12 protein-coding genes and 1 tRNA gene are annotated in these 12,453 nt (G+C 73.5%); 7 read left to right on the top strand and 6 right to left on the bottom strand.

The window, feature by feature from the left end; translation table 11 throughout:
* The first annotated feature begins 286 nt into the window (after window positions 1-286).
* Entirely contained in the window at window positions 287-976 is a 690-nt protein-coding gene (locus ASD19_RS04715) for a glycosyltransferase (RefSeq protein WP_162246651.1), read from the top strand.
* A 5-nt stretch (window positions 977-981) separates the two neighbouring features.
* Here the strand turns inward: ASD19_RS04715 and ASD19_RS04710 are convergent, their stop codons facing one another.
* Window positions 982-1,890 (bottom strand): LysR family transcriptional regulator, encoded by a 909-nt coding sequence (locus tag ASD19_RS04710; protein WP_055989089.1) that lies wholly within the window; start codon window positions 1,888-1,890, stop codon window positions 982-984.
* 91 nt (window positions 1,891-1,981) lie between these two features.
* On the opposite strand from ASD19_RS04710, the gene ASD19_RS04705 reads away from it, so the two are divergent.
* Entirely contained in the window at window positions 1,982-2,656 is a 675-nt protein-coding gene (locus tag ASD19_RS04705) for a type 1 glutamine amidotransferase domain-containing protein (RefSeq protein WP_055989086.1), read from the top strand.
* Window positions 2,657-2,711: 55 nt separating this feature from the next.
* On the opposite strand, the gene ASD19_RS04700 is transcribed toward ASD19_RS04705, so the two are convergent.
* From ASD19_RS04700 to galU, 4 genes are all read right to left on the bottom strand, one after another.
* Window positions 2,712-2,784: transfer RNA gene (locus ASD19_RS04700), tRNA-Ala, on the bottom strand.
* Window positions 2,785-2,864: 80 nt separating this feature from the next.
* Entirely contained in the window at window positions 2,865-3,770 is a 906-nt protein-coding gene (locus ASD19_RS04695; RefSeq protein ID WP_055989083.1) for a hypothetical protein, read from the bottom strand.
* Between the two features lie 313 nt (window positions 3,771-4,083).
* Window positions 4,084-4,692 carry a GNAT family N-acetyltransferase gene (locus tag ASD19_RS04690; RefSeq protein ID WP_055989080.1) on the bottom strand — a complete coding sequence of 203 codons (609 nt, stop codon included), beginning with the start codon at window positions 4,690-4,692 and terminating at the stop codon, window positions 4,084-4,086.
* Window positions 4,693-4,724: 32 nt separating this feature from the next.
* On the bottom strand, window positions 4,725-5,612 hold the full coding sequence (gene galU, locus ASD19_RS04685) for a UTP--glucose-1-phosphate uridylyltransferase GalU (RefSeq protein WP_055989077.1): 888 nt from the start codon (window positions 5,610-5,612) through the stop codon (window positions 4,725-4,727).
* A 67-nt stretch (window positions 5,613-5,679) separates the two neighbouring features.
* Here galU and ASD19_RS04680 point away from each other — a divergent pair, with 67 nt between their 5' ends.
* From ASD19_RS04680 to mscL, 3 genes are all read left to right on the top strand, one after another.
* Window positions 5,680-6,273, top strand: coding sequence for a 5-formyltetrahydrofolate cyclo-ligase (locus ASD19_RS04680; RefSeq protein ID WP_055989073.1), 594 nt, complete (start codon window positions 5,680-5,682; stop codon window positions 6,271-6,273).
* Window positions 6,274-6,342: 69 nt separating this feature from the next.
* Entirely contained in the window at window positions 6,343-6,624 is a 282-nt protein-coding gene (locus tag ASD19_RS13965) for an FmdB family zinc ribbon protein (RefSeq protein WP_082542978.1), read from the top strand.
* Window positions 6,625-6,670: 46 nt separating this feature from the next.
* A complete protein-coding gene (gene mscL / locus ASD19_RS04675; protein ID WP_055989121.1) occupies window positions 6,671-7,081 on the top strand; it encodes a large conductance mechanosensitive channel protein MscL in 411 nt (136 codons plus the stop codon).
* A 233-nt stretch (window positions 7,082-7,314) separates the two neighbouring features.
* Here the strand turns inward: mscL and ASD19_RS04670 are convergent, their stop codons facing one another.
* Entirely contained in the window at window positions 7,315-10,962 is a 3,648-nt protein-coding gene (locus ASD19_RS04670) for an AAA family ATPase (RefSeq protein WP_200941067.1), read from the bottom strand.
* 249 nt (window positions 10,963-11,211) lie between these two features.
* Between ASD19_RS04670 and ASD19_RS04665 the strand changes: the two genes are divergently transcribed.
* Together ASD19_RS04665 and ASD19_RS04660 are read left to right on the top strand one after the other, a co-directional pair.
* On the top strand, window positions 11,212-11,769 hold the full coding sequence (locus tag ASD19_RS04665; RefSeq protein WP_055989067.1) for a methylated-DNA--[protein]-cysteine S-methyltransferase: 558 nt from the start codon (window positions 11,212-11,214) through the stop codon (window positions 11,767-11,769).
* The gene (locus tag ASD19_RS04660; RefSeq protein WP_055989064.1) at window positions 11,766-12,404 is read left to right on the top strand and encodes a DNA-3-methyladenine glycosylase I; all 639 of its coding nucleotides are present in this window, start codon (window positions 11,766-11,768) and stop codon (window positions 12,402-12,404) included. Before ASD19_RS04665 ends, ASD19_RS04660 begins: the two co-directional genes overlap by 4 nt.
* The last annotated feature ends 49 nt before the right edge of the window (window positions 12,405-12,453 follow it).

The raw sequence follows: 12,453 nt of genomic DNA, 5'->3' as shown, positions 1-12,453 counted from the left end.
GGTCCTGTCGTGGAGTTCGTCGTCGACCTGGGGTGGGAGCCTTCCGGCTCAACCTCACCGCTTGGCGGCGACAAGGGAATACATTACGTGGATCCGAGGGGCGGGGCAAACCCGGCCATCCCCCGGGCGTGTCGCACCGTCCCCGCCCCGGCTCTCAGGCTCTCCCGCGCCCCGCAGCGGCGATGCGGTCAGGCCGCCGAGGGGCCCGTAGGGCGTGACTGTAGCGACGGCTCGCACCCCTCGGAAGCCCCTCGGCGGCGGGACCGCACCGCGTTACGGTCGCTCCGTGAGCGATGCGCCCGCGAGGATCCCGGTCGTGATGTGCACCTGGCGGCGGCCGAAGTACTTCCGCCGCACCCTGCGCGCCCTGGCGGCGCAGTCCGACGTGTCCGTCGAGCTCCACGTGTGGAACAACAACCCCGCCATCTCCGAGCAGCTGGAGGCTGCCGCCGCCGAGGGCCCGCTCCCCGTGCGCTTCCACAGCCCCGAGAACATCGGGGGCTTCGGCCGCTTCCACTTGGCCCGCGAGCTCGCCCCGTCCCATCCGCACGTCGTGTTCATCGACGACGACCAGCTGTTCGGCCCGCGCACGATCCGCACGCTGGTCGGCGAGGCGCGGCCGCGCACCGCGACGGGATGGTGGGCGTACCGCTTCCTGTTCCCACCGCACTACTGGCTCCGGGTGCCCGTGCGACGCGGCCGGCGGGCGCAGTACCTCGGCACCTGCGGGATGATCATCGACACGTCGGTCTTCCTCGACGACCGCGTGTTCGAGTGCCCGGACCGGTTCCGGCTCGTCGAGGACGTCTGGCTCAGCTACGTCGCCCAGCACCTCATGGGATGGACGCTCCGCCGGTCCCGAGCGACCTTCTGGTTCATCCCCGACACCCGCAACCAGTTCGCCGGGCTCATTCGGGAGAAGTACGAGTTCCTGCGGTATCTCACGGCGCGCGGCTGGCTGCAGAGGCCCGGCTGACCGGTCTAGCTCAGGGCGTCGATCACCGCACGCGTCACGGCCGCCCGCACGCGTTCCACGTGCGGGGCGGGTGCTCCCGACCGGCGGACCAGGAACAGGGTGTTGATCGGCGGGTCGTCGCTCGGGTGCAGGTCGACCAGCCGTCCGCTCGCCAGGACCTCGCGGCAGGCGTGCAGCGGAAGCGCCGTGGCGCCGGCGCCCGCGAGCGCGGCCTCGCGCAGCGCGCGCAGGTCGGGGAACGTGAGCGCCGGCTCTCGCTCGAGGCGCGCGCCGAAGACGTGGCGCCAGTACCGGCGCAGGATGGGCACGTCGTGTGCGTAGGCCAGCAGCGGCACCGCTCCGAGATCGTCCGGGGACGCGACCGGCGCCGGCGCCACCCCGGGCGCGGCCACGAGGATGAACGTCTCGTCCGTGAGGGGCGTCGCGAGCACCGAGCGTCCGCGCGGTCGCTCGGAGGCCACCACGAGGTCGAGCACCCCCGCGCGCAGGCTGTCGACCAGGGCGCCGCTCGACCCCGGGACGACCTGCAGCCGCACCCCCGCGGCGACCAGGGGCGCGAGCGCCGGGACGACGACCTCGGCCAGGAGATCCGCCGCTCCCCCGAGCCGCACCGGTGGATGCGGCCCGTCGTCACCCGCGCCGGCGCCGCCGATCGCCTCGGCGACCGCCGCGAACGGACCGGCGAGGCGTGCCGCGAGCTCGTCGGCGCGGGGCGTGGGTGTGACGCCTCGCGCGCTCCGCTCGAACAGCCGCTCGCCCAGGACCTCCTCGAGCGACCTGAGCTGTGCGGTCACGGCCGGCTGTGTGACACCGAGCGTGCGCGCCGCACCGGACAGCGATCCGGAGGCGTGCACGGCCAGGAAGGTCCGCCACACCGGGAGGCGATCCAGCCCATCAGCAGATCTATGACCCATATCGCGAAGCTATCGGAAGAGTGCGAGCCGTGGGGCGTTGTGACGGATGCGGCGCCCGCCCGGACGTCGCATCCCACGTTGGAGGAGAGACATGTCCACCGTCCTTTTCGTCGTCACCGGCGCCCGCTCCTGGACGCTGTCCGACGGCACCTCGCACCCCACCGGCTACTGGGCCGAGGAGCTCCTGACGCCCTACCGCCTGCTGACCGACGCGGGCCACGACGTCGTCTTCGCGACGCCGGGCGGCGTGGCGCCGGTCGCCGACGAGGGCTCGCTCGCCGCAGACGAGGATGCCCGGGACGCGCTCGCGGCGATCGAGGGCCTGCAGGCGCCGCGCCGGCTCGACGACATCGACCTGGCCGCGTTCGACGCGGTGTTCTACCCCGGTGGCCACGGCCCCATGGAGGACCTCGCGTCGGATCCGACGTCGGGGGCGCTCCTCGCCGAGGCGCTCGAGACCGACAAGCCCCTCGCCCTCGTGTGCCACGGGCTCGCCGCCCTGCTTGCCGCGCGGCGTGAGGACGGCTCCCTCACCGCGGAGGGCCGGAAGGTCGCGGCCTTCACCGACGAGGAGGAGCGTCAGGGCGGGCTCGCCGACAAGGCACCCTGGCTTCTCGAGAGCACGCTGCGCGCGCAGGGCGTGCGGGTCGAGGCGGCCGAGCCCTGGGCGGACCACCTCGTCGAGGACGGTGCGCTCGTGTCGGGGCAGAACCCGCAGTCGTCCGCCTCGGTCGCCCGCGCGCTTCTCAGCCGACTGGGCGCGTAGTCCCGTCGGGAATGACAGAAGGCCCCGCCATGCGGCGGGGCCTTCTGTGTTCCGGTGGACCCAGGGGGATTCGAACCCCCGACCTTCTCATTGCGAACGAGACGCGCTACCAACTGCGCCATGGGCCCGTGAACCTCGGACTACATTACCAGACCCGGCGGGCGCTCCCGCACATCGGCCGGAACCGCCGGGCGCGCCGCGACGGGCGTCAGGCCGTGGCGCGGCGCGCGAGCAGCTCGCGCACGTGCGCCTCGATCTCGGCGTCGTCGACGTACCCCATCCGCGCGAACGGCGATGCCGCCGCGGCGGGACGGGCGGTCTCGATGGGGACGGGCGCGGGGCGCAGCTGCTCGGCGCGGGCGCGCAGCGCCTCCTCCTGCGCCGCGCGGCGCAGCGCCTCGCGCGCGTCACGCTCGGCGCGGGCCGCCTGCGCGCGGGATCCGCTCGTGGTCGACAGCGGCGCGGGAAGCGGACGCGGGACCCATCCCCGATCCGCCTCGTCGATGAGCGTGCCGGGCGCCGAGCGTCGAACGGACTGCACGACCGGCCGAGCGACGGCGCGACGGGCCGCGCGGGCCTGCACGGCCGCCATCCGCTGCAGCACGAGCGCCCCGACCACCGCGGCGCCGGCGCCGAGCGACAGCCACAGCGCTCCCCATCCGGCCAGGAGCGCCCAGACGCCGAAGCCGGTGCCGGCGAGCCCCACGACGGAGAGCGCCGTCGCGACGAGGCGCACGCGGCGCCGGGCCTTCGCCTGACGGACCGCGGGTGCGGACCGCTGCCGGGCGAGCTCCATCCGCTGCCGCTCGAGCGCGACGAGATCCTTCTCGGCCTGCAGGCGCGCCTGCTCCACGCTCAGCCGCGTGCGCTCGGCCTGGAGCCGGCGGGCGAGCTTCTGCTTGGCGGCGGCCTCGCGCGCGTTCAGCTCGACGCGCACCTCCTCGGGCGTCTCGCTCGTCTCGGCCAGCACCCGCAGGGCCTGGTTCAGCCGCACGGCATTGCGCTCGGCCGCGTTGTACTGCATGCGGCTCTGCCAGGTGGGCAGCAGGTACACGAGCCAGAGCAGCACGGCGACGGCGACGACCACGCCTCCGCCCAGCAGCTGCCCATCCATGCGACCCACGGTAGGGGACGCGCCGCCGCCCGCCCCGCAGGCCGCGGGCGTGTCCGGTCACCCACCGGCGTGTCCCGCCGCGCACCCGCCCGCCGTTTCGTCTCCGCTTCGCTCCGCTCAACGACCGGAGGGTGTCCCCCGCCACTCAATGACCGGGGCGGTACGCCGACCGTCGTGCGAGCCGCAGGCGAGCGTGCCGCGGATGCGGCCCGCGCGCGAAGCGCGCCCTCACGCCTCACTGGAGCGTCAGCGACAGTGGTCGAGCGGCGAGCGGCACCGCTTGCGGTGCCCGAGCCGATCGACGGGGCGTGAGCTAAGAGATGTCCGCCGCATGCTGGGGCGCGCGTCCGGCGAGCCAGCGCTGCAGCACGCCCTCCGGCACCTCCTCGGCCGTGAGCGCGAAGGCATAGTGGTCACGCCAGTCGCCGTCGATGTGGATGTACCGACGGCGCAGGCCCTCGTACCGGAAGCCGAGCTTCTGCACGACGCGCAGGCTCGCGGCGTTCTCGGGACGGATGCAGATCTCCATCCGGTGCAGCTGCAGCTCGGTGAAGCACACGTCGGTCGCGAGCGCGACCGCGGTCGGCGTGACGCCGCGCCCGGCGAACCGCTCGCTGACCCAGTAGCCGATCGTGGCCGACGACAGCGATCCGCGCGCGATCCCCCACACGTTGAGCTGACCGGCGATCTCGCCGTCGTACTCCATCACGAAGGGCACGCCCTGGCCGTCGCGGTACTGCTGCAGCAGTCGGCGGATGCTGCCGCGCATGTCGAGCGGCGCCGGGCCGCCGGGGCTCGTCGCCTCCCAGGGCCGCAGCCATGAGCGGTTCGTCACGAGCTCGTGCTGCAGCACGCGGGCGTCCCGGGAACGGACGAGCCGGATGGAGATCGGCCCGTGCTGGCGCGGGGCGAGACCGTCCATCCGGCTCCTCGTGGTCGAAACGGCGGGCACGCTCAGAGCGACGCCGCGAACTCCTTGAACCACGGGCGCAGCTCGGGGCCGAGGTCGGCCCGGTCGGCGGCGAGGCGCATGATGGCCTTGATGTAGTCGACGCGGTCGCCCGTGTCGTAGCGACGACCGCGGAACACGACGCCGTAGACGCCGGGGCCCTCGGGGTCGGCCGCGACCTCCTGCAGCGCGTCCGTGAGCTGGATCTCGCCGCCCTTGCCGGGCTGCGTGCGCTCCAGGACCGGGAAGATCTCCGGGGTGAGCACATAGCGGCCGATGATGGCGAGGTTGGACGGCGCGTCCTCCTTCGCGGGCTTCTCGACCAGGCCCTTCACCTTCACGACGTCGTCGGTGTCGGTGGCCTCGACGTCGGCGCAGCCGTACATGTGGATGCTGTCGGGGTCGACCTCCATGAGGGCGATGACCATGGCGCCGCGCTTGGCCTGCTCGTCGATCATCGTCGTGAGCAGCTCGTCCCGCTCGTCGATCAGGTCGTCGCCGAGCATGACCGCGAACGGCGCGCTGCCGACGTGCGCCTGGGCGCGCAGCACCGCGTGCCCCAGGCCCTTGGGCTCGCCCTGGCGGACGAAGTGGATGTCGGCGAGGTCGCTCGACGCCTGCACGCGCTCCAGGCGAGCCTGGTCGCCCTTGTCCATCAGCTTGGTCTCGAGCTCGGGCACCGAGTCGAAGTGGTTGGCGAGCGCGTTCTTGTTGCGCCCGATGATCATGAGCACATCGCGGATGCCGGCGGCCACCGCCTCCTCGACGACGTACTGGATGGCCGGCTTGTCGACGACCGGCAGCATCTCCTTGGGAGTGGCCTTGGTCGCCGGGAGGAAGCGCGTGCCCAGTCCGGCCGCGGGGATGACTGCCTTGATCTGCGGGGGATGCATTCCCTCATCGTATGCGACGAGCCGTTATCCGCCCGTGATCCCGGGGCACTCCCCGTATGATCGCGGCATGACGGACACGCTGGATCAGGCCAAGCGCGCGCTCCGCGCCGAACTCCGCGAGCGACGTCAGCTCCTCTCCGACGCGCAGCGCGAGGCGGCGGACGAGGGGATCCGGGCACAGCTGGAGGCCCTGATCGCGCGCCTGGGGGCGCACAGCGTGTCGTGCTTCCTCTCCTCCCCCACCGAGCCCGGCACGCGGGGGTTCATCCGCTGGGCCATGTCGCGGGGCATCCGCGTGCTGCTCCCCGTGATGCGCGAGGACGGCCTGCTCGACTGGACGGTCGCCTCCCCCGGCGGCGAGGAGGTCGAGACCCCGCTCGGCGTGCCGGAGGCCGTCGGCGATCTGCTCGGCCCGATCGCGGTGAACGACGTGGACGTCATGCTCATCCCGGCCGCGGCCGTCGATCGGACCGGGATGCGGATGGGATGGGGTCGCGGGTACTTCGACAAGACGCTGGGCTCGATGGACCGGCGCCCGCCGGTCTACGCGGTCATCTATGATTCGGAACTGGTCGACAGCGTGCCGCGGGACGTGCACGACCAGCCGGTCTCCGGGGTCGTCACCCCGACGCGCACCCTGGATCTGCCGGCCGACCGCTGATCCGCCTCGCCCCCGGCGAGCGGGTCACGCGCACCCAGACACCCACCACCGATCGCCATCCGAGGTCGCATGCCCACCTATGCCTATGCCTGCAAGTCGTGCGGGCACCGTTTCGACGCCGTCCAGTCCTTCAGCGAGCCGTCGCTGACCGAGTGCCCCGAGTGCGGCGGCGCGCTGCGCAAGCAGTACGGATCCATCGGAGTGACGTTCAACGGCGGCGGCTTCTACCGCACCGATTCGCGGAACTCGGGCTCGCGCGACACGCAGGGCGCCTCCTCGGGCGGTGCTGGCACTTCCCCTGCCCCTGCGGCATCATCTAAGCCGGAGACGACGCCCGCATCGGGCGCGTGACTCCGAGACCATGACGCCGGAACGACCGGCACATAAGGTGGACCACATGATCCAGGGCTTCAAGGACTTCATCACTCGCGGCAACGTGATCGACCTCGCGGTCGCCGTGATCATCGGCGCGGCGTTCACCGCCATCGTGACCGCTGTCGTCGACAACCTCGTCAACCCGCTGATCGGCGCGCTCGTGCCGTCCGGCAACCTCGCCGAGTGGGTCATCCCGATCCCCGGCATCTTCGCCACGGCCAACTTCGGCATCGGCGCGATCATCTCGGCGATCATCAACTTCCTCGCCGTGGCGGCCGTCGTGTACTTCCTGCTCATCGTCCCGATGAACAAGATGGCCGAGCGCCGCGCCGCCCGCCTGGGCGTGCAGGAGGAGCCGGAGCCCGCCGCTCCGACCCAGGAGGAGCTGCTCGCCGAGATCCGCGACCTGCTCGCCGCCCGCAACCAGGCCTGATCCGCTCAGACCGCTCACGAGAGGCCCGTAGTGCGGCGGGACGTCGCGGCGGAGGCGCTCGTCGTTCGGGCCGCGGCCCTCCTCCGCGGGCTTCGCGGGCGCCGGCTCCTCCCCGCGCAGCGTCGCCTCGGCCTCGGAGTCGCTGAGCGTGCCCTCGACCGGCGTGAGTCTGGCGCGCCGCGCGCCGCGCACGCGCACGATCCGCTGCCGCGGCTCCTCGTCCGATCCGCCGGTCACGGCTGGGTGTCGAGCGGCTGCGTGTCGCCGTCCGCGCGCTGCGCCTCGGGCGAGACGCCCAGCACCGCGGCGATCCGCTCGGCCACGGCCGCCGGGTCGCTGTACAGGTCGAACGCGTGCACGCGCACGTAGTGCCACCCGAGGCGCCGCAGCACGTGCGGCCGCAGGCGCAGCGACTCGCGCAGGGACTCGCCGCGCGACTCCGGGTCGGACTCGACCACGACCGCCTTGCCGGCGTGCTGCGCGACCAGCGGCAGCAGGCCCCGGTAGTCCACGTCGACCGCGACGCCGAGACGGCGCAGCTCGCGGGCGAGGGCCAGCGTGAGCGGGTCGGCGAGGTCCTCGAGACGCGCCTCGCGACCGCGGGCGGCGATGCCGCCGAGGATGCCCATGAGCGTCGCGGCGCCGTGCTCCAGACGCCCCTCGTCGAAAGCCGAGGGCCGGATCGACGACACGATCACCATCGAGCGGCGCGCGCGGGTCATGCCGACCGTGAGCAGGCGCTCGCCGTCGGGGGTCGAGAGGTCGCCGAAGTCGCTGAGCACGCGGCCGTGCTTCGTGAGGCCGTAGCCGAGCGAGAAGATCACGCGGTCACGACTCTCGGCCGTGGCCTCCTCGAGGGTCAGCACCGCGAGCGGCTCGGCGGTCTCCCTGGCGACGAAGTCGGCCACGTCCGCGCGGCCGGCGAACGCCTCCATGACGGCGGCGCGCACGCGCTCCGCGTGGCGGCGGCTCGCGGTGACGACCATGAGCGACTCCGTGGGCCGGTTGATCGCGTGCTCCACGACGAGCGTCACCACGCGCGCGACCTCGGCATCCGGGCTCTCGACCGAGCCGGTGACCGGGTCCGGCGTGCCGGAGCCGCCCTCGACGTAGTCCACCGACAGGCTGCCGCGCCCGAGGTAGGAGCCGGCCCACGGCAGGGAGACGATCTCGCCCCCGTAGAACGCGTCGTTCACGAGCTCGGCGAGGTCCTCACCGCCCGCCCGGTAGCTGCGGGTGAGCGTCTCGACCGGAAGCACCTCGGCGAGCGTCTCGAACAGGCTGTCGTGGTCGACCGCCACGTCCTCGGCCGGCTCCCCCGTCGCCGCCACGACGAACGGCGTCGGGCGCTGCGTCACGGGGTCGCCGAACGCGACCACCTGACGGGCGCGGCGGATGGCCGGAACCGCCTCCGTGAGGCCGATCGCCCCGGCGTCCGCGACGAGCACGACGTCGAAGGCGGGCTCATCCGGGATCGACGGCACGTCGTACGGCGAGGCGATCCACACGGGTGCGAGCGTGCGCGCCAGGGTCGGGGCGGCCGCCGCGAGGCCGGCCGGCGTGATCTCGCCCTGGGTCAGGGCGCGGCGCAGGGCCGCCGACTCCTCGGGCTCGTCGACGATGCCGATCCGCCACTGCGCGGCCAGCTGCCAGGCCAGGAGAGGGCCGGAGGCCGCCGCGTGCGCCTCGTCCACGAGCCGGAAGTCGCGCTCGAGACGGTCGACGACCGACGTGTTGGCACCCAGCAGCGCGCGGTCGTTCTGCAGGAGGTGCTCGAGCACCGACTGCCACCAGGCGAACTCGAGCTCGTCGCCCACGCGCGCCTCGTCCACGTGGCGCACCGACAGCTCCGTGAGAAGGGGCTCGAGGCCCAGGCGCGCGAGCTCCGTGCGCAGCTCCGCGCGCTCGACGATGTTGTCGAAGACGTCGGACTCGGCGGCCAGGCCCGCGATCGTGCGCACGAGGCGCTGCACGGGCATCGCGGCCAGCCGCGTGCCCCGACCCAGCGCGCCGTCGAGATCGGTCAGCTCGGCCTCGACCCGCTGCCACTCCACCTGCACGTCTGCCAGTCCCAGGGGGATGTCGGGGATCGTGCCGACGTCGACGAGCTTCTGCCACTGCGCGCGCTGGTGCTGGATGCGCACGAGCGCGTCGTGCATGTCGGCGATGTGGACGCCCGGGCGCAGGTACTCCTTGGCCAGGCGCTTGAGCCGGCGGCGCGCGGCGCCGGTCATGTTCTGCGACTCGCGGCGGGGGCCGTACGCGCGGATCATGTCGGCGAGCGGGCGCTCGAACACGGTCGGGCTGAAGCGGTCGAGCGAGTCGCGGATGCCGTGCAGCAGACGCAGGAACTCGCCGAGCTCGTCGATCGTCGTGAACGGGCGCATGTGCGTCTGCGCGATGAGCTCGTAGCCGCGCTCGAGCAGGGCGGGGACGCTCTTGCGGTGCAGCTTGCCCGCGAGCTCGTGCGCGCGCCGCGCCTCCTCGGTCGTGGCGAAGGTCACGCCGTACCAGGGCGAGTCGTCGGGACCGATCTTGAACTCGCCCAGCCGCGCCGCGAGCGCGAGCGTCGATGCGGCCTGCCTGCGGTCCCCAGCGAGCGACTCCAGCGCGCGGATCCCGAGCCGCGCGGAGGTCGACGGCGGCTCGGGCAGGTTCGCGAGCTTGGTGAGCGCGCGCGTGGCGTCCAGCACCGAGACGCCGAGGCGGTCGTGCGTGCGGGTCAGCGCGCGGCGGTAGTCGCGCAGCACGTTGCGCAGCCGCACGAGCGCGTCGTCGATCTCGGCGACCTTGGGCTGCGTGGCCTTCTCGTTGCGGCCGATCGCGCGGATGAGGTCGCGCCGCAGATCCGCGGGCGAGACCGCCAGCCCGTCCAGCCCGATGCCCGACAGGCGGTGACGCACGCCGTCCAGTGTCGAACGGCGCGCGCTGACGACGAGGACGCGCTTGCCGGCGCGCACGAGCGAGCCGATCGCGTTGATCACGGTCTGGGTGCCGCCCGTGCCGGGCAGCGTGTGGACCACGAGGGACTGGCCGGCCGCGATGCGCGCGAGCACGGCCTCCTGCTCCGCGTCGGCGTCGAGCAGCAGCGTGTCGGCCGCGGGCGCCCGCTCGTCGGGACTCGTCACGACCGGGGCGGCCGCGTCGGCCTCCAGCGCCGCGAGGTCCTCGGAGTGCCCCGCGAGCGCGTTCAGCAGCGGGTGGTCCAGGCGCCTCAGGTCGCGCGCCATCGCGCCGCCGACGTCGGCGAAGGTCGAGACGACCAGGCGGGGCTTGACCGTGAAGGTGTCGACGTGGGCGGCGGCCGCCCGGAGCCGGTCGATCACGGGCTGCGGCTTGAAGACGCCCTCGCCGTACGCGAGCGCCGCGAGCGCCTCGCCATCGAGCTCGATGCCGAAGTGGTCGCGCGCGGCGCGGACCAGCTCGGGGTTCACGTGGAAGCGGCCGTGCAGCTTCAGCTCGAAGTCGGAGTGGTGGCGCCGGATGGCGAGCGGACGCAGCAGCACCGGAGCGGCGAACTCCTCGCCGCCGATGCTCCACACGGCCATGCCGACCGCCAGGCGCACGGCGTCGATGCCGCGCACGGTGCGCAGCTCGAGGTGCTTCGTCGTGATGCGCTCGGCGGCGATGCGCGCGGTGCGCAGCGCGACCTCGTCGCGGAACAGGTTCGACAGCAGCGTCGACTTGCCCGTGATGAACTGCGGGAGGCTCCCGGGGTGCGCGCGCGTGATGTCGATGCCCGCCTCGGCGTCTCCGCCCAGCGGGTAGTGCAGCAGCGGCGAGGGCCCACCCAGGTCGCCCGCGACGATCCGCATGCGCTCGCGCTCGGGGTCCGCCACGTGCGCGATCACCGCCCCGGGCTCGGCCACGCCGAGGTCCATGGGCGTCACGATCGCGCCCGTGTCTGCCACGGTGTCGTCGACCGCGGCGCTGCCTTCTGCTCGCCACACGTGAGCCAGGGTAGGCGCGCGCGGAGGGATCGACGCGGCGTGCCGCGGAGTTTCGCCGGATTGGGCCGGGCCTCCCGGTGGGCGGCGTTGCGCTCGTCCACATGCGTCACTTCTGCCCCGTCCGTCTCACAGCGGCCACGAGGGGCCGCCGGTGTCGCCGGACCCGGCAAGGATGGGAGCGTGACCCTCCGCTACGACCTGATCCCGACCCCCGTCGGCACCGCGATCGCCGTGCTGTCCGACGCGGGCCTTCTCGCGCTGCGGGTCACGAGCGACGACACCCGCTGGGCGCTCGAGATGCTCGCGCGCGAGCAGGGGGCCGTCCCCGATCGGGCCCCCGGCTCCGCCGATCCGCTCCGCGCGCAGCTCGAGGAGTACTTCGACGGCGAGCGCATGGCCTTCGACGTCGATCTCGACTGGGGCCTGACGCGCGGCTTCGCCCGCGAGGCCCTGCAGGCCGTGTGCGACATCCCCTACGGCGAGACCGCGAGCTACGGCGAGGTCGCCGCGCGCGCGGGCCGCCCCGGCGCGCATCGGGCGGTCGGCACCGCGTGCCGGACCACGCCCTTCTCGCTCGTCGTGCCCGTGCACCGCGTCGTGCGCGCCGACGGCTCGCTCGGCGAGTACGGATCGGATCCCGGCGCCAAGCGCTTCCTGGTCGACCTCGAGCGCCGTGCGAGCGGCGCCGCGTCCGCCGTCATCCCACCCGCCCCCGCCCTGAGGAGCCGACGCCCATGACCGACACCGCTCCGCCGCCCGCATGCGCATCGGCCGCCTCGCAGACCGACGACCTCGTCACGGGGGCGGACGGGCTGACCCGGCCGCTGTGGGCCGCCCGCGATCCGCTCATGCAGGCGTACTACGACACCGAATGGGGCATGCCGATCCGGGACGAGCAGGGCCTGTTCGAGCGCCTCAGCCTGGAGGGCTTCCAGTCCGGGCTGTCGTGGGCGACCATCCTCCGCAAGCGGCCCGCCTTCCGGGCGGCGTTCGCGGGATTCGATCCGGATGCGGTGGCCGCGTTCGGCGAGGCCGACGTCGAGCGCCTCATGGCCGACGCCGGCATCGTGCGCAACCGCGCGAAGATCCTCGCGACGATCGGCAACGCCCGCGCGACCGTGGCGCTGCGGTCCGACGGCGGCCTGGCGGACCTGGTGTGGAGCTTCCGCCCCGCGCAGACCCCGGCGCCGCGCAGCTACGCCGAGATCCCCTCGTCGTCGCCCGAGTCGGTCGCGCTGTCCAAGGAGCTCAAGCGCCGCGGCTTCCGGTTCGTGGGGCCGACCACGATGTTCGCGCTGATGGAGGCCGTGGGCATCGTCGACACGCATCTCGTGGGCAGCCACCGCCGCGGCACCAGCGGCGTGTGGACCTGACGACGGGGCCGGAGACCACCGAGCGCCGACCCGGGGCGTGTAGGCCGCC

It is taken from the genome of Microbacterium sp. Root53, from assembly GCF_001426925.1.
Classification (GTDB): domain Bacteria; phylum Actinomycetota; class Actinomycetes; order Actinomycetales; family Microbacteriaceae; genus Microbacterium.
The sequence above is the reverse complement of the archived record's forward strand: the minus strand, read 5'-3'. Positions and strand labels throughout refer to the sequence as shown.